Below are 16,846 nucleotides of genomic sequence, written 5' to 3' on the forward strand. Positions count from 1 at the left end.
GCGGGGCCCACAAGTCGCCGATGGTGTAGAACGCCCGGAGCATGGTCAGCGCGACCACCACACCGGAGTACCCCATGAGGGCACCGATGGTGGCGGCCCGCTGTGCTCCGCTTTGACGCACTACTTGACCACCAGGTTGACCATGCGCCCGGGGACGACGATGGTCTTGACCACATTCTTTCTGTCGATAAGCGAAGCAACGCGCTCGTCGGCGACCGCAATGGCCTCGATGTCCTCCTTGGAAGCGTCGGTCGGGACGTCCACACGCGCACGGACCTTGCCGTTGATCTGGACGGGGATTTCAACGGTGTCGTCGACAAGCAAACTCTCGTCGAAGGTGGGGAAGTCCTCGAAGGTGATTGTTCCCTCGTGGCCGAGACGCGCCCACAACTCTTCCGCGATGTGCGGTGCGACGGGGGAGACCATCTGGACGAGCGGTTCAACTGTTTCACGTGAAACATTGCCGCCGTCCTTGTTCTCGCGGGCCTTGGTCAGGTAGTTGACGTACTCGATGAGCTTGGCCACGACCGTGTTGTCGCGGAGGTGCTCGTAGTCGTCGCGCACGCCGGCGATGGTGCGGTGGAGCTGCTTCGCGTCGTCCTCGCTCATCGGCTCGTCCGTGACGGTGACCTCGCCGGTCTCCTCGTCGACGACTAAACGCCACAGACGCTGAAGGAAACGGTGCGCACCCACGACGTCCTTCGTCGCCCACGGGCGGGAGGTGTCCAGCGGCCCCATAGACATTTCGTACACGCGCAGGGTGTCTGCACCGTAGTCCCGTGCGATGTCGTCCGGAGCCACGGCGTTCTTGAGCGATTTACCCATCTTGCCGTACTCCTGGGTGACTTCCTCGCCGTTGTAGAAGAACTTTCCGTCCCTCTCCTCGACCTCTGCCGCCGGGACGTACACGCCGCGGGAATCCGTGTAGGCGTACGCCTGGATGTAGCCCTGGTTGTACAGACGGCGGTACGGCTCCTTCGACGTGACGTAGCCCAAGTCGTAGAGCACCTTGTGCCAGAAGCGGGAGTAGAGCAGGTGCAGAACCGCATGCTCGACGCCGCCGACATAGAGGTCCACGCCACCCGGGTCGTTCGCGCCGTGCTTGTCCGGCTGGGGCCCGGTCCAGTAGCGCTCGTTCTCGATGTCGCAGAAGACATCCGAATTGGTCGGGTCGATGTAGCGCAGCTGGTACCAGGACGAACCAGCCCACTGCGGCATGACGTTCGTGTCGCGGGTGTACTGCTTTTCACCGTCGCCGAGATCCAGCGTGACGTTCACCCAGTCCGTCGCCTTCGCCAGCGGGGGAGAGGGCTCGGAGTCCGCGTCGTCCGGGTCGAAGGACACCGGGTTGTAGTCCTCCACATCCGGCAGCTCGACCGGAAGCATCGATTCTGGCAGCGCGTGGGCTGTACCATTCTCGTCGTACACAATCGGGAACGGCTCGCCCCAGTAGCGCTGGCGCGCAAACAGCCAGTCGCGCAACTTGTATTGGACGCGCTCCTCACCGGCACCTTCGGCAACCAGCCAGTCGATGGCCTTCTCGATGGCCTCGCTCTTGCCCAACCCGTTCAGGTCCAGGCCAGACTCGTTCGCAGAATTGATGTGCGGGCCGTCCTCGGTGAATGCGGCTTCCTCAATATTCCCGCCGTCGAGAACCGGGATGATCGGCAGGCCGAATACGGTGGCGAATTCGTAGTCGCGCTCATCGTGCGCCGGAACCGCCATGATCGCGCCCGTGCCGTAACCGGTGAGCACGTAGTCCGCGATGAACACGGGAACCTGGTCGCCGTTGACCGGGTTCGTGGCGTACGCCCCGAGGAAGACACCGGTCTTCTCCTTGTTCTCCTGGCGCTCGACATCGGACTTCGCCGCGATCGCGCGCTTATACGCGTCCACAGCATCCTTCGGCGTCGCTTCGCCGTAGGTCCACCGCTTATCGACGTCCCCCGCGTACTCATCCGCCACCAACTCATCCACCAGCTCGTGCTCCGGCGCGAGAACCATGTACGTGGCTCCGAACAGGGTGTCCGGGCGAGTGGTGAAGACCTCGATGGGGCCGGCCTGAGACTGGAAAGAGACCTCAGCACCGCGGGAGCGGCCGATCCAGTTGCGCTGCATGGCCTTGACCTTGTCGGGCCAGTCGAGCAGATCCAGGTCATCGAGCAGACGGTCGGAGTACGCGGTAATGCGCATCATCCACTGACGCAGGCGCTTACGGAAGACCGGGTAATTGCCGCGCTCCGAGCGCCCGTCCGCGGTGACCTCCTCGTTAGCCAGCACGGTGCCCAAGCCCGGGCACCAGTTGACCATCGAGTCGGAGAGGTACACGAGGCGGAACTCGTCGATCGCACGCTGCTTTTCAGCGTCGTCCAGCTCGGTGTAGTTGCGGCCGTCCTTCGTCGTGCGCGTACCGGCCTCAAGCTCGCTGACCAGTTCCGCGATCGGGCGTGCCTTCTGCTGTTCGTCGTCGAACCATGCGTTGTAGATCTGCAAGAAGATCCACTGGGTCCAGCGGTAGAACTCCGGGTCCGTCGTGGCCACGGAACGGCGGCGGTCGTGCCCCAAGCCCAGCGCGTCGAGCTGCCGGGTCATGTTCTCAATATTCGCCATCGTCGTGGTCCGCGGGTGCGTGCCGGTCTGGATAGCGTACTGCTCCGCCGGCAGACCGAATGCGTCGTAGCCGAGCGTGTGCAGGACGTTCTTGCCCAGCATGCGGTTGTAGCGCGCGAACACGTCCGTGGCGATGTATCCCAGCGGGTGGCCCACGTGCAGGCCCGCGCCGGAGGGGTAGGGGAACATGTCCTGGACGTTGAGCTTGTCAGCCGGCAGATCGGCGGATCCCGTCTCCGGGGCTAGCGGACCGACAGGGTTCGGGGCGTTGAACGTCCCGTTGTCAATCCAGTACTTCTGCCATTTCTGTTCGATCTCATTGGCAAGGCCCGCCGAGTAGCGGAACGCCGGTCCAGTAGCGCTAGTCATGGTTAGCCAGTGTAGTAGTTGCGCTGAATGGATTCCGCAGGGCCATGTTTCACGTGAAACACTCGCGGATCCGGGCGATCAGCTCTCAGCCCACTCCACAATCGGGTCAAGGCGGCTGAGGTCCACACGGTCGACATCGGTGTCATAGATGTCCACCATCATCTGCTCGTTCTCGGATCGCTCGTCCTTCGCCTTCATCTTCTCGATGCGGGTCTCCATGATGTCGTGGTGGTCGGGAGCGAGCTCGGAGTAATTCAGGCGGCCGGGGAGGTACACGCGCTTCACGTGCTCAGCCATATCTCCGAGCAGATCGGCAGCGGGGTCGGTCTCAGCGAGCACGTGATCGAGTGCGATGCCGACGGGGGCAAGGCACACCTTGCGCTTCTCCACGACGGCGGGCCCCAGCTCGTTTAGGAATTTCGCTCCGCGGATGAAGGAACCGTGGATGGGGGAGAGGACGATGATGGGATCGGCAGCGGAGGCGCGAATAAGCGATGCACTCTCTCTAGTGATCTCCTGGGCCTCGGTACCCAGCCGTTCCGCGAGCGCGTCGGCGTACTGCTTGGTCGAACCGTAGAGCGTGGCGTAGAAAACTTGAGACATAGTTCCACGCTAGTCCCGCCACGGTGTCCCAACTATGTGTGATTGCCCACCCACTCCACGATCGCGTCGAGCCGACTCAGATCCACGCGATCGACATCCTCGCCGTACGTGTCGATCATCATCTGGTCGTTCTTCGACTTCCCCGGCTTCATCTTTAGCATCGTGACCAGGCCCTTCATGATGTTCCGGTGCTTCACCCTCAGCTCGGAATAATTCATGCGGCCAGGCAGGTAGAACCGCTCGACGCGCTCCGCGAGGTTGCCGAGGAGCTCGCCGGCTGGGTCCTGCGCGACGACGACATCATCGAGGGTCATGCCGACAGTCGCCAGAGCAATTCGTCGCTTATCGACGAGCCCCGCCTTCTCCAGCTCCTTCACAAACTTCACACCCGGGTGCGACGGCCCGTGAATGGGGGAGAGGACGATGATGGGGGCGGCAGCTGAGACGTCGATAAGCGATGCGCTCTCGTCGCTAATCTCCCGCGCGGTCACTCCGAGCCGTTCGGCGAGCGCGTCGGCGTACTGTTTGCTGGAGCCATAGTAGGAGGCATAGAAAACGTCAGTCACAATGCCAGCTTAGAACCTAGAACGAGGACGAGCTGCCCGCGGCGGAGAATCCGGAGGAGGCGACAGCTGCGTTCGTCCCGCCGCTTGAGGTGTGCTGCTCGTGAGTCTGCACGTTGCTTGTGTGCCAGTCGTTCATGACCACGAAGGGGACGTAGCCGTAGGTGTAGCTGCTGTCGTAGATGGCCGGCTGACGCAGTGGCTCGTATTCCTTCACGTCGGAGAACTCGCGGCGCTTCACCTCTTCGAGCAATAGGCGGTAGTCGCCGAGCACGCGGACGAAATCGTCGACGAATGCGGCGGAGCCCGGGTTGGCGTCGAGCTGGTTGATCCGCTGTTCCAGGATTTCGAGATCGCGCTTGAGCTCCTTGTTCTTCACCTTGTGCTTGGCCTCGATCACGTCCTCGCGAATCTCCGTCAGAGCCGCGCGTCGTGCTCCTGCATCACCCTGCTCGATCTCGAAGAGGCGGTTGATGTTGTCCTCGGCGTTAGACACGTGCTCGACGGAGGTGGCTGCTGTGCGAAGCTTCTTTCGGTTGCGCAGTGCTTCCTTGTCGTCGTCGATGCGGATGTCCCCGATCCCACCGGCGCCGCTGACAACGTCATGGTAGCCGAAGAACGTGTCGCGGACTTCCTGCCACTGCTTGCGTAGCTCGGCGTCGGCGAAGGAGGAGGACACGGAGTTCGCGCGGATGTCGATCTCATCGAGGCGCCCGGCTAACGCCGCGTACTCCGTGGTGATTGACCGGTAATCCTCGCGCGCCTGCTCGATCTTCCGGCGCCGCCTGTTCGTTACCGCGAACCCGGTGGCCGCGCCCGCGGCACCGAGCCCAGCGCCGCCGACACCGGCACCAATCGCTGCGCCGTCGCGGTCATCCTTGGCGCGATTGTAGCCGTAGTCCTGAGCCGCCTGTCTGTCTAAAGCGGTTTTAGCCCCATTGAAGAGGCCCGCCGGAATATTGCCGTCGCGCACGCCGGGCTTCATCGCGTCCAGAACCTGGGCATCGCGCTGGCCGTGGTCCACTTTGAGTTGACGGGCGACATCGTCACCGTAATAGGCGAAGGCCTGGCGCGGGTCGAGCCCGACACCGATGATGGCCAGGCCATCACCGAAGCGGTTATCCTCGTTGTCCGCATTGCCGATCCACTCTGGGTGGTTATCGCGCATGTACTCCTCGACGGAGTCGAAGACATTCTCGTGGTTTTTCGCGAAGACCATGTAGTGGAGTTCCCTCACCACGTCCGGGTGGTCAAGGCGCTCCACGTCGCGCATCATGCGGTCCTCGTCCTCGGGGGTCAGGACATCATCGGGATCGTCGATCACTACGTTCGGGGCCTGCAGTGCCACCGCGACGGAGTACTGATCTTCAGTCGGCGGGGTCGTCAGCCCGTACGCGAGTCCTGCCCCGGCGCCACCGAGCAGGACGGCACTGCCAATCGTTCCCAATACAGCCTTCGTGGTCGATCCCATAGCCATGGCCCCATCATAGGCGCGCAACAGAACCGAGACGCGCACGAAAAAACCGATGTTTCACGTGAAACATCGGTTCTCGGAAGCCTTGCCGGGGTACTACACGCGGGTGCTGCCCTCGGCGGTGGCGGGGCTGTCGTCGACAAGCGCCTGCTCTTGCTGCACGCCCTCGATCTTGCCTGCGGCGAAGCGGTTGAGCACGAGCGCGATCGCGCCGTCACCCGTCACGTTGGCCGCGGTGCCGAAGGAGTCAATGACGATGTAGGCGGCGATCATCAGCGCGACCATTTCCTCGTTAAAGCCGAGCATGGACGCAAGCAGACCGGTCGCTGCCATGATGGCGCCACCCGGGACACCCGGTGCCGCGATCATCATGATGCCCAGCAGGAGGATGAACCCGAGCGACAGACCCCACGGCGCATCCAGGCCACCCATGTAGATCACGGCGAATGCATAGAGGGCGATCTTCATCATGGAGCCGGAGAGGTGGATCGTTGCGCAGAGCGGGATCGCGAAGCCGGCGACATTCTCGTCCACCTTGTTGTTCAGCGTGGAACGCAACGTGACCGGAATGGTCGCGGCGGAGGAAGACGTGCCCAGCGCGGTGAAGTAGGCCGGGAGCATGTTGCGCAGCGCAGTGAACGGATTGACGCCCGCAACGAGGCCAGCGATGAGGTACTGGCAGATCAGCAGAACGATGGTCATAACGACCGCGAGGACCAGGACCTTACCGAAGGCCGCCATGGTCGAGCCGAGGTTCTCATTCATGCCCAGGTTCAGGAAGATGCCGAAGATGTACAGCGGCAGCAGCGGAATGACAAAGGACGTGACCACTTTCATGATCGCGCTCTCAAGCTCTGTGGCCACCTTGTACAAGGTGTCGGACTTCACGGCAGTCATGGCCAAGCCGATGCAGAACGCCAGGACCAGAGCGGTCATGACCTCGAACGGCGCAGGAATCTCCACTTCGAAGAACGGGGAGAGAGCACCGGCGTCGACATCGTCGACATCGGTGATCAGGGTCTGGTCTCCCAGCAGCCACGGGTACAGCGCCGCAGACAGGCCCCACGCAATGAGACCGGAGATGATGGTCGAGCCGTAAGCCAGACCGGCGGTAATGCCCAGCCACTTACCCGCGCCACGGCCGAGACCGGCGATGGCGGGAGTGATCAGCGCAAAGATGAGGACGGGCACGAAGAAGCCCAGGAAGTTAGAGAACAGCCCGTTGAATGTGATGAAAATGCGGGCGAGCCACTCAGGGAAGAAGAAGCTGCAGCAGATGCCGAGCACGATGGCCACGACAATCCAGAACAGCAGCGACCTCGTGATCGACTTGGTGTTCATGTTTTACCCTTTGCTCGGTACGCCTGACTCAGGCGGGGTACGGGGAAATGAATAAGGTGGCACGGCACCTTATTAATTACTATTCTTCCGCACGCATACCCCCAGAGAAAAACCGGCGTTTCCGCTGGACCCCCAAACTCGTGCGGCCGATCACACGGAAAGTAGACTGCTGGTTTATGGCTGGTGTCATTATCGGTGTTGTTTTCATTGTCTTCGCACTTGCGCTGTTGATTCCGGGGCTGCTCGCTGCCCTGGGTCGTCTGCCCGGCAATAACGTCGTCGGTCTGCACGTCCCGGAGGTTCGCAAGGACGAGGAGATCTGGGTGCAGGCCCACAAGGTGGCGGGTCCGTACTTGATCCTCGGCGGTCTCGCGCTCGCGTTCGGCGCGGCTTTTTCTTTCATCGCCGAAGGGTGGCTCTGGGCTGGCCCTGTGATTCTCGCGCTTGTCGCTATCGCTTCCGTCGCCGCAGCCGGCAACCAGGGTGCACATGCGGCGAAGCTATTCGCCCAGGCAAAAGACAACGACACTGACGCCGCGGCAGCAGTGGCTCAGCCCGCACCACAGGTCGACCTCGGTGCGCTGCGCAACGCCGCCCGCCGCGCGGACGACAGGTAGTCTCATTGCAGAAAGGAGGCCAGCCGTGAGCGAGTTCCGCCCGCAGGTCACGCACCTGGATGTGCGTTACCACGAAGACGCGTCGAACCTGTTCGCCACCATCGGCGGCACAGACATGACGGATGCGGTGCTGCTGGAAAGCGCCGACATCACCACGAAATCCGGTCTGCAGTCCGTCGCGGTTCTGGGCGCCTCGCTCCGCGTCACCTGCAATGGCCCGGATGTGACTGTCGAGCCGCTCAGCGCCGACGGCGAGGCGATCGCAGACCGTCTCCATTCGCAGCTCAGCAAGTTCGCCACGGGGGAGCGCACCTTCAGCTTCCCGGTGTCCGACGCGGCGGATGAGCGCGAGCGTCTCACCGCACCGAGCTCCGCCGATGTCCTCCGCGCGCTCACGATCGACGCCGGTTACAACGACACGGAGCACTCCACGTTGCCGATGCTCGTCGGCGGCTTCGCGTTCGACTATCTCGCCACATTCGAGAACCTCCCCGCAGTCGCCGACAGCACGAACACGTATCCCGACTACCAGTTCATCCTCGCGGACATCGTGCTCACCATCGATCACCGCGCCACCACTGCGCGGCTGACGGGGGTCGACGGGGGGCAAGGGGACGTCGATAAGCGAATGCGCGAAATCGCCGCGCTTATCGACGCCGCCGAGCCCCCCGCCCCACGCTCTTCCCGCGCCGAGGAGCCGCTGCGTGTGGAGGCCAGCGTCGACGACGCAGACTTCCGCCGCGATGTGGAGAAGCTGAAAGACAATATCTATAACGGCGATATCTACCAGGTCGTGCCGGCGCGAGCGTTCACTGCGCAGTGCCCGGATGCGTTCGCCGCGTACCAGCGCCTGCGCGAAACGAATCCGTCGCCGTACATGTTCTATGTCCGTGGCCTAGACCGGAACGGGGAACCGTACGAGCTCTTCGGTGCTTCACCAGAGTCCAACTTGAAGTTCACGGCTGAAACCCGCGAGGTGCAACTGTATCCGATCGCCGGCACACGCCCGCGCGGCGAGACTCACGAGCTGGATACCCGCATGGAACTCGAGCTGCGCACCGACGCGAAAGAGATAGCGGAGCACACGATGCTCGTGGATCTCGCTCGCAACGACCTCGCCCGTGTTGCTGAGCCCGGCACACGCCAGGTCCGCGAACTGCTCCAAGTCGACCGGTACTCCCGCGTCATGCACCTCGTCTCCCGCGTGACTGCGACGCTCGCCGCGGATCTCGATGCTCTCGATGCCTACCGCGCATCCATGAACATGGGCACTCTGACTGGTGCTCCAAAACTACGTGCGACTGAGCTGCTCCGGGAACTGGAGGGTGTCCGCCGCGGCTCTTATGGCGGGGCAGTGGGGTACCTGCGAGGCAACGGCGACTTCGACACATGCATTGTCATCCGCTCGGCCTACGTCCGCGGAGGTGTCGCAACTGTGCAGGCAGGCGCCGGCGTTGTGCGGGACTCCGTGCCGCAGGCTGAGGCCGACGAGACCCTGCACAAGGCTTATGCTGTGCTGGGCGCCATCGCAATGGCTAACGGCCAGGAAGTGGAGGTGATCCGGTGACCGCGCGCATTGTTCTTCTGGATAACCAGGATTCGTTCGTCTACAACCTCGTCGATGCGCTATCGACATTGCCGGATGTGGAGTTCACGGTCTTCCGCAACACGGTCACCGTCGATAAGGTGCTCGCGGCTGAGCCCGACGTAGTGATTCTCTCCCCGGGCCCCGGGTACCCGGCGGATGCAGGTTGCATGATGGAGCTGATCGACCGCGTGCAAGGGCAGATCCCCATCTTGGGCATTTGCCTCGGCTACCAAGCCCTCATCGAGCACTTCGGTGGCCGCGTCACCCCGTGCGGTCCCGTTCACGGTATCAGCGAGTCCATGTACCTCACCGAGGAAGGCATTGGGCACCCGCTCTTCCGCGGCCTCACAACAGACAGCGGTCCCGAACACGGCGATGCCCCGGGACGACTCATTCCGGTGGCCCGTTACCACTCCCTCGGAACAGTTGATGTTCCCCACGGCCTGGTGCCGCTTGCTCGCGTTGAAGCCGAATCGGGTGACGTTGTGATGGCTGCCGAGTCTTCAGACGGGATGTCTATCGGGCTCCAATTCCATCCTGAGTCAATCCTCACACCCAAAGGACCAGTGCTTTTACAGCGCTGCGTCGACCAATTGTTGAGTCATCCAACGAAAGGGGCCATCAATGGCTAGCCAAACCTCACTAGATACTCTTCGCGTCTTCTTGGACAACAAGGAGCCGTCTCTCGAAGAGGCCACGGAAGCCTTTGTGCCCCTAACAGTGGGTGATTACGACGATGTCCACATCGCAGCTTTGCTCGCTACTGTTCGCACTCGTGGCGAGACATTCGCAGACATCGCGGGCGCCGCGAAGGCTTTTCTCGCGGCGGGGCGACCGTTCCCCATCACCGGCGAGGGCCTGATGGACACCGCCGGCACGGGTGGCGACGGCAAGAACACCATCAACATCACCACCGCCGCGTCGCTCGTCGCCGCCGCTGGGGGAGTGAAGATGATCAAGTGCGGCAACCGTTCAGTTTCCTCCAAGTCCGGTTCCGCTGATGTGCTCGAGGCATTGAATATCCCGCTCGACCTCGACCCGGACCGCGCAGTCCGCCAGTTCGAGGCCTCCAATTTCACCTTCCTCTTCGCCCCCGCATACAACCCGGCGATCGCTCACGTCCAACCGGTGCGTAAGTCCTTGGGTATCCCCACCTTGTTCAACACCCTGGGCCCGCTGCTTTCTCCCGGGCGCCCGGAGTACCAGATCATGGGCATCGCTAACCCTGCACTGGGCCAGACCATCGCCGAGACGATGCGTGAGCTCGGTCGCGGCCGCGCGATGATCGTCCACGGTTCCGGCACCGACGAGCTGGCTGTGCACGGCGAAACCCTGGTGTGGGAGCTCGACCGCGAGGGCAACCTCGAGCATTACACGTTGTCCCCGGACGACATGGGCTTGCCCACGTACTCCCTAGAGGAGCTCGAAGGTGGAGACGGCCAAGCAAATGCTGCCGCCATTCGCGCGATCTTCAGTGGCGAGGCTCCCGACGCTCACCGCGATGCCGTCGCCGCTACCGCAGGTGCGATCTTCTACCTCTACGGAATGGACGAGGACATCAAGTCCGGCGTCGAACGCGCCCAGAGCTTGCTTGCCGACGGCACCGTTGCCCAATGGCTCTCCACCCACGAAGGGGCGGACTACAGTGGCTAACAATCAGGCCTCTGACCAGCATGAATCCGACAAAGGCGCCTCTAGCGGGATGCCGACTGTACTTGAAGGTATAGTCACGTCGCGAAAGCGTCACATTGACGAAATTAAAGCCCGGATCTCCCACGTGGACCCATCTCTGCTGCCGCGCTCCGAACGCTCGCTCTATGACTCTCTCGCTCGACCCGGCACGCGCCTTATTATGGAGTGCAAGTCTTCGTCTCCGTCCCTGGGGATGATCCGCGAGCACTACGAGCCGGGGGAGATCGCCTCGATCTATTCCCGGTACGCCGCGGGCATTTCGGTTCTGTGCGAACCGGAGCGCTTCGGGGGAGACTACGACCACCTCGCTACCGTTGCCGCGACGACGCACTTGCCTGTTCTGTGCAAGGACTTCATCATCGACCCGGTTCAGATTCACGCGGCGCGCTATTTCGGAGCCGACGCCATCCTGCTCATGCTTAGCGTTCTCGACGACGAAGAGTACGCCGCTTTGTCCGCCGAAGCCGACCGCCTCGGTATGGATGTTCTCACCGAGGTCATCGACGAAGAAGAGGCCGCCCGGGCGACGAGGCTCGGCGCGAAGATCTTTGGCATCAACCACCGGAATCTGCACGATCTCTCTATCGATCTTGAGCGCTCCTCCCGGCTGGCACCGCTCGCGCCAGAGGGAGCGCTCGTCGTATCCGAGTCCGGTATTCGAGATGTCGAGACCGTCCGTCGCCTCGGAGGGCACTCCGACGGTTTCCTGGTCGGATCCCACCTCACCGGCACCCCGGACATCGATTGGGCTGCACGTATGCTGGTCTACGGGCCGAACAAAGTCTGTGGCATCACCTCGCCCTCCGCGGCGCAAGTAGCCAGAGCCGTCGGCGCAGTCTATGGCGGCCTCATTTTCGAGGAGGCGAGCCCACGCAATGTTTCACGTGAAACATCGAAAAACATCATCGGGAACGAGCCAGGACTCCACTACGTAGCAGTCAGCCGTCGCACGGACGGGTGGGACGAAATCGTCTTCCCGGGGATTCACGCCGTACAAATCCACGCGTCGTTCCAGGGCTCGCTTGACGCCGAACGCGAACTCATTGCGTCCGTTCGCTCCGAGGTCCACGGAATCGATCCCAACGTCGAAGTCTGGCGAGCCGTCTCCATGACAGAGCCCGATGGGCCGGCGGTGGCGAAGGGGCTGATCGGGGACGTCGATAAGCTCGTGCTCGACGCGAAAGACGGCGGTTCCGGCACTGGATTCGACTGGTCCACGATTCCCGCGGACGTGCGTGGCCATGCTCTCCTCGCTGGGGGACTGGGTCCGGACAATGTCCAAGAAGCCCTCGCCGTCGGGTGCCTGGGCGTGGACCTGAACTCGGGCGTCGAGTACCCGGACACAGCAGGGACGTGGGCGGGTGCCAAGGATGCCGGCGCTCTGCGCAATGTCTTCGATCGGATCCGAAACTTCCATTACTAAGAATTTGAAACAAGGACTAACTCATGACTGACTCCACGCAAGCGCGCAGCGGCGGAACAACCATCCTGCCCGCTTATTTCGGCGAATTCGGCGGACAGTTCGTCGCCGAGTCGCTGCTTCCGGCACTCGACCAACTCGAGCAGGCATTTGTCGAAGCCTGGAATGACGAGCAGTTCATGAACGAGTACCGCGGACTGCTCCGCGACTACCTCGGCCGCCCCACGCCGCTCACCGAGGCCAAGAACCTGACCAAGGGCAACGACTACGCCCGGATCTTCCTCAAACGCGAGGACCTCGTTCACGGCGGTGCCCACAAGACCAACCAGGTGATCGGCCAGGCTTTGCTGGCGAAGAAGATGGGCAAGACCCGCATCATTGCAGAGACCGGAGCTGGCCAGCACGGCACCGCGACTGCTTTGGCATGTGCGCTCATGGGCCTTGACTGCGTGATCTACATGGGCGCGAAGGACATGGAGCGCCAGGCCCCGAACGTCTACCGAATGCGCCTCATGGGCGCAGAGGTCATCGGAGTGGACTCGGGATCGGGCACGCTGAAGGACGCTGTCAATGAGGCACTGCGCGACTGGACCGCGACGTTCCACGAGTCCCACTACCTGCTCGGCACCGCCGCAGGGCCGCACCCGTTCCCGACGATCGTGCGCGAGTTCCACAAGGTGATCTCTGAAGAGGCCAAGGCGCAGATGCTCGAGCGAACGGGTGCATTGCCGGATGTCGTGGTCGCCTGCGTGGGCGGCGGCTCCAACGCGATCGGCATGTTCGCGGACTTCATCGACGACGAATCGGTTGAGCTCGTCGGTACTGAGCCCGGCGGCGAGGGCATGGATTCCGGCAAGCACGGCGCCGCCATCGCCGCTGGCACCGTGGGCATTTTGCATGGCACGAAGTCGTACCTGATGCGCAACCCGGACGGGCAGATCGAGGAGTCCTACTCCATTTCCGCTGGCCTCGACTACCCGGCAGTCGGCCCGCAGCACGCGCATTTGGCCAAGACCGGCCGCGCGAAGTACGTTCCGGTCACCGACGGTGACGCTCTGCGCGCGTTCCAGCAGCTGTCCCGCAGCGAGGGCATCATTCCCGCGCTCGAATCTTCCCACGCGCTCGCATACGCCCTGCAGCGCGCCGACGAGGCGAAGCAGGCGGGGGAGCAGGTCACCATTCTCGTTTCGCTGTCCGGCCGCGGCGACAAGGACGTCGCGCACGTCCGCGCAACGCTCGAGGAGCACCCGGAATACGTTCTCAACACCCCGGAGGAGAAATAATGTCCCGTTTCACCGCGCTATTTGAAGCACTCAGCGCCAAGAACGAAGGCGCATTTGTCCCCTTCGTCATGCTCGGCGACCCTTCCGCGGAAGAAGCCGTCGACATCATCAGCACGCTTATCGACGCCGGCGCCGACGCCCTCGAGCTCGGCATCCCCTTCTCGGACCCCGCAGCAGACGGCCCGACCATCCAGAAATCGCACTTGAGGGCGTTGGACGCGGGCGCGAACGTCGATAAGTGCCTCGACCAGATCCGCAAGATCCGGCGCCGCCACCCGGATGTGCCGATCGGCATGCTCGTCTACGCGAATGTCCCGTACGTGCGCGGCTTGGACACGTTCTACTCCGACCTGCATGACGCGGGTGCCGACGCAGTGCTCATCCCCGATGTCCCCGTCCGCGAGGGCGCTCCGTTCATTGAGGCAGCGACCGCAGCCGGAATCGATCCTGTTTTCATCGCCCCCGCGCAGGCCCGCCCCGAGGTGCTCGAGGGCGTAGCGGCGAACTCCCGCGGCTACATCTACGCCGTCTCCCGCGATGGTGTCACCGGTGCCGAGCGTGAATCGCAGACGAAGGGGCTTGCGGATGTCGTCTCCAACATCTCCTCCTACAACGGCGCCCCCGTGCTCCTCGGATTCGGCATTTCCACCCCGCAACACGTTACGGACGCTATCGCCGCTGGTGCCGCCGGCGCGATCACCGGCTCCGCCATCGCGAAGATTATCGATGCCCACGTGGAATACACCCACCCCAATCCCGGGTCCGTCCGCGACATAGCCGCCCTGAAGAAGGAGCTTCGCGAGTACGTGGGCACCATGAAGCAGGCTACGATAAAGCCATGAACCAGCCGTCCTGCTCCCGCCGCACGTTCCTCCTCGGCACCGCTACTACCTTCGCCGGCGCATTCCTCGCCGCCTGCGGCGAGGCACCGTCCGCCGAAGTAGCCGCTACCCAGGTGCCGGTCGGCAGTGCCGTGATCGTGGACAAGATCATCATCGCCCAGCCCACCGAGGGCCAGTTCGTCGCGTACTCCACCACCTGCCCGCACCAGGGCAGCCCGATCACCCAGGTCGATGGCAGCACCGTGAAGTGCCCTTCCCACGGCTCCGTCTTCGACATCGCGACCGGTGCGCCCGTGTCCGGCCCCGCGACCACCGGCATGACCACCGTGCCCGTGAGCGAGAACTCCGGGACCGTCGTCGCAGGTGAGCAGTAAAGGCGCGCGCAGATGACCCTCTATGTGAAGACTATCTTCACCGCGCCCGACGGCAGCGGTCTCGTGAATGTCGCTGAACTCCTCGAGGTCGACGACACCCGCACCGCCTGCCGCATGGTCCGCATGATTGAGCTCACCCCCGACAACTCCATCGTCGGTGCCTACATGGACGGGCGGACGCACGGAAGCGCTAACACGCCTCTCGACATCGTCCCGCACCCCAGCCAGCTTGACCAGTACGAAGACATTGAGCACCGCATGCTCGAGCACCATGACTTCCGGGGTCTGTGGGCAGAGGCGCAGGCGCTCTTTCCGGATCTTCCTGACCTTCCGGATCAGCCGAGCCACACGCGTCCGTCCGAGTGATGGCACGTCAGCAGTGGCCGATCTATAGCTGGAACATCTAGAACGGCGGCGCGTCCGCGACCAGTGGCTCTTCCTCCACCTCCTTCAGCGGTTCTGGTCGGAATGGGAACTCCATACCGAATTCTTTCTCAAGTTCCGCAATAGCTTCCAAGCACTCCTCGTAGGTCATAGGGGCGGAATCAGAGTCTTGGCCCGCCTCGGTTTTTTCGTTGGTGGGGCGGGGGAGGTGGGCCTCGTAGGCGTCGATAAGCGTGTGGCCCTTCGCAAAAAAGTGCGCTTTTTTGCGCTTGAGTCGCTCGATGTCCTCGGTTGAGCTGCGCCAACGTGGCGCAGTCGGCGTCACCTGGGTGCCAATGAATCCTTCGGGTTCGGTGCGGGCGTAGGTGCCGTCGTCGAAAAGCCAGATGATTTCCCCGGTGACCGGATCGGGGACGTAGAACCCGCGGCGATCGGTTTTGAAATTGTGATGGTGTGCGCAGAGGCAGTAGAGGTTCGCGGCGTTGGTTTGCCCCCCGTCGTCGTAGGGGATGCGGTGATCGAGCTGGCAGCTCCACGCCGAGCGAGTGCACCCTGGGAAAATGCACGTTCCGTCCCGTCCACGCACGTAGGCTTTGACCTTGTCGGGAGCGACGTAGCCGCTGACCGTGTGTTCCTTGGCTTCCTCAAGGTCGATGACGCGGTCTGCGAGATCGTGGAACGTTTCTGTGCCGGCTGCTGTGGTCCACCCAAATCCCGGCATGAACACAGACTTCGTCGGGTCTGGGACGCCGTTTTTCATTGGCGCGTAACCGAAAATCGTGGCGGTGGCGGGCTCTGCGTCACCGGAAATGAGCATGTCGAGTGCTTCCCACTGTGACACACCCTGGGCGCGGGCCGTAGCGTTGATCGCTGCGCGCATCGCAGCGATCTTGACCTTGTCCCCGGCAACGTTCATGTAGGCGTTGCCTGGCTCCCCGGAACCGGATCGAGGAATGTCAAAGGAGACCTCGCCATCTCCCGGAGCAAATGGCTTAGATTTCTCCTCCCGTTCCTTCCGCTTCTTCAAGTCGTATCCAGCGGTGGAATCGAAGTCGCCGATCATGACATTGATGCGTCTAGTGATCGCGGTTAGGGTCGGCAGTTGCTGGCCCATCTTGTGTGGGGTGAAAAGGCCGGTGAGCATGTCATCGAATTTCGCATAGACCTCCTCGGTGACGTTGTTGCCCAGGTCTGCCAACCCGTCGCTCACTGCGGCGACGCGTTCAATGTCGAGACGGTGGTATTGGAACTGGAGAGCACGCAGCTTCGGCAAATTCGCCAAGACCATGTAGGCGGTGATCGCATTATCCACACGTGATTTGCTCATGCCAGTCTGCATGCTCACATGGGCGACTTCGCGGTCATGGTCCTTAGAGGAATGGCCGTAATCCGTGTCGGCGTAGCGCCCAAAGATCCGTGTTTGGGATTCCCGGATGGCCATGCCCGCACGGCAGTCGGGGTCATCAGGGTTCTCGGTTGCGAAAAAAGCTTGTTTTTTCGACGGGTCGGCGTTGCTTTGGGTTGAGTCAGAGGTGGGCGGGTCTGTATCGATTTCGTTGTTTTCGGGTTGTCTCGCTGCAGTCATGTCTGTGGCTTTCAGTGAGTGTTTCCATCGGTTGTATAGAACACTCTTTCACATGCATGTAACCAAGCACCTGATCAGCGAACAGTATTTCGCCCCTCTGT

At 62.6% G+C, this 16,846-nt stretch carries 15 protein-coding genes; 9 read left to right on the forward strand and 6 right to left on the reverse strand.

All coding sequences use genetic code 11. The features are described 5' to 3' along the window. Window positions 1-120 precede the first annotated feature (120 nt). The 5 genes from leuS to CZ338_RS03060 form a co-directional block, all read right to left on the reverse strand. On the reverse strand, window positions 121-2,979 hold the full coding sequence (leuS, locus tag CZ338_RS03040; RefSeq protein WP_087116845.1) for a leucine--tRNA ligase: 2,859 nt from the start codon (window positions 2,977-2,979) through the stop codon (window positions 121-123). Between the two features lie 78 nt (window positions 2,980-3,057). After that, window positions 3,058-3,582, reverse strand: a complete 525-nt coding sequence (locus CZ338_RS03045) for a flavodoxin domain-containing protein (RefSeq protein ID WP_087116846.1) — start codon at window positions 3,580-3,582, stop codon at window positions 3,058-3,060. Between the two features lie 32 nt (window positions 3,583-3,614). Beyond that, on the reverse strand, window positions 3,615-4,148 hold the full coding sequence (locus CZ338_RS03050; protein ID WP_087116847.1) for a flavodoxin domain-containing protein: 534 nt from the start codon (window positions 4,146-4,148) through the stop codon (window positions 3,615-3,617). A gap of 16 nt (window positions 4,149-4,164) precedes the next feature. Then, window positions 4,165-5,622 carry a DUF5129 domain-containing protein gene (locus CZ338_RS03055; protein ID WP_235839416.1) on the reverse strand — a complete coding sequence of 486 codons (1,458 nt, stop codon included), beginning with the start codon at window positions 5,620-5,622 and terminating at the stop codon, window positions 4,165-4,167. A gap of 93 nt (window positions 5,623-5,715) precedes the next feature. Then, on the reverse strand, window positions 5,716-6,960 hold the full coding sequence (locus CZ338_RS03060) for a dicarboxylate/amino acid:cation symporter (protein ID WP_087116849.1): 1,245 nt from the start codon (window positions 6,958-6,960) through the stop codon (window positions 5,716-5,718). Between the two features lie 176 nt (window positions 6,961-7,136). On the opposite strand from CZ338_RS03060, the gene CZ338_RS03065 reads away from it, so the two are divergent. From CZ338_RS03065 to CZ338_RS03105, 9 genes are read left to right on the forward strand one after another with little or no spacing between them, the layout of a single operon-like run. Beyond that, window positions 7,137-7,577 (forward strand): SdpI family protein, encoded by a 441-nt coding sequence (locus tag CZ338_RS03065; RefSeq protein ID WP_087116850.1) that lies wholly within the window; start codon window positions 7,137-7,139, stop codon window positions 7,575-7,577. A 25-nt stretch (window positions 7,578-7,602) separates the two neighbouring features. Beyond that, window positions 7,603-9,144, forward strand: coding sequence for an anthranilate synthase component 1 (locus CZ338_RS03070; RefSeq protein ID WP_087116851.1), 1,542 nt, complete (start codon window positions 7,603-7,605; stop codon window positions 9,142-9,144). After that, window positions 9,141-9,797: a glutamine amidotransferase-related protein gene (locus CZ338_RS03075; RefSeq protein WP_087116852.1), complete on the forward strand. Its 657-nt coding sequence runs from the start codon at window positions 9,141-9,143 to the stop codon at window positions 9,795-9,797. Before CZ338_RS03070 ends, CZ338_RS03075 begins: the two co-directional genes overlap by 4 nt. Next, on the forward strand, window positions 9,790-10,818 hold the full coding sequence (gene trpD, locus CZ338_RS03080) for an anthranilate phosphoribosyltransferase (RefSeq protein WP_087116853.1): 1,029 nt from the start codon (window positions 9,790-9,792) through the stop codon (window positions 10,816-10,818). Before CZ338_RS03075 ends, trpD begins: the two co-directional genes overlap by 8 nt. 49 nt (window positions 10,819-10,867) lie before the next feature. Beyond that, window positions 10,868-12,280 (forward strand): bifunctional indole-3-glycerol-phosphate synthase TrpC/phosphoribosylanthranilate isomerase TrpF, encoded by a 1,413-nt coding sequence (gene trpCF / locus CZ338_RS03085; RefSeq protein ID WP_087116854.1) that lies wholly within the window; start codon window positions 10,868-10,870, stop codon window positions 12,278-12,280. A 23-nt stretch (window positions 12,281-12,303) separates the two neighbouring features. After that, window positions 12,304-13,560 (forward strand): tryptophan synthase subunit beta, encoded by a 1,257-nt coding sequence (gene trpB, locus CZ338_RS03090; RefSeq protein ID WP_087116855.1) that lies wholly within the window; start codon window positions 12,304-12,306, stop codon window positions 13,558-13,560. Next, complete coding sequence (trpA, locus tag CZ338_RS03095; RefSeq protein ID WP_087116856.1) at window positions 13,560-14,402, forward strand: tryptophan synthase subunit alpha; 843 nt, start codon at window positions 13,560-13,562, stop codon at window positions 14,400-14,402. The genes trpB and trpA overlap by 1 nt, the downstream gene beginning before the upstream one ends. Beyond that, window positions 14,399-14,776, forward strand: a complete 378-nt coding sequence (locus CZ338_RS03100; protein ID WP_087116857.1) for a Rieske (2Fe-2S) protein — start codon at window positions 14,399-14,401, stop codon at window positions 14,774-14,776. The genes trpA and CZ338_RS03100 overlap by 4 nt, the downstream gene beginning before the upstream one ends. Window positions 14,777-14,788: 12 nt before the next feature. Then, a complete protein-coding gene (locus tag CZ338_RS03105; RefSeq protein WP_087116858.1) occupies window positions 14,789-15,142 on the forward strand; it encodes a hypothetical protein in 354 nt (117 codons plus the stop codon). 37 nt (window positions 15,143-15,179) lie between these two features. On the opposite strand, the gene CZ338_RS03110 is transcribed toward CZ338_RS03105, so the two are convergent. Beyond that, window positions 15,180-16,745, reverse strand: a complete 1,566-nt coding sequence (locus tag CZ338_RS03110; RefSeq protein WP_087116859.1) for an HNH endonuclease signature motif containing protein — start codon at window positions 16,743-16,745, stop codon at window positions 15,180-15,182. Window positions 16,746-16,846 lie beyond the last annotated feature (101 nt).

It is taken from the genome of Corynebacterium urinipleomorphum (genome assembly GCF_900155535.1).
GTDB lineage: Bacteria > Actinomycetota > Actinomycetes > Mycobacteriales > Mycobacteriaceae > Corynebacterium > Corynebacterium urinipleomorphum.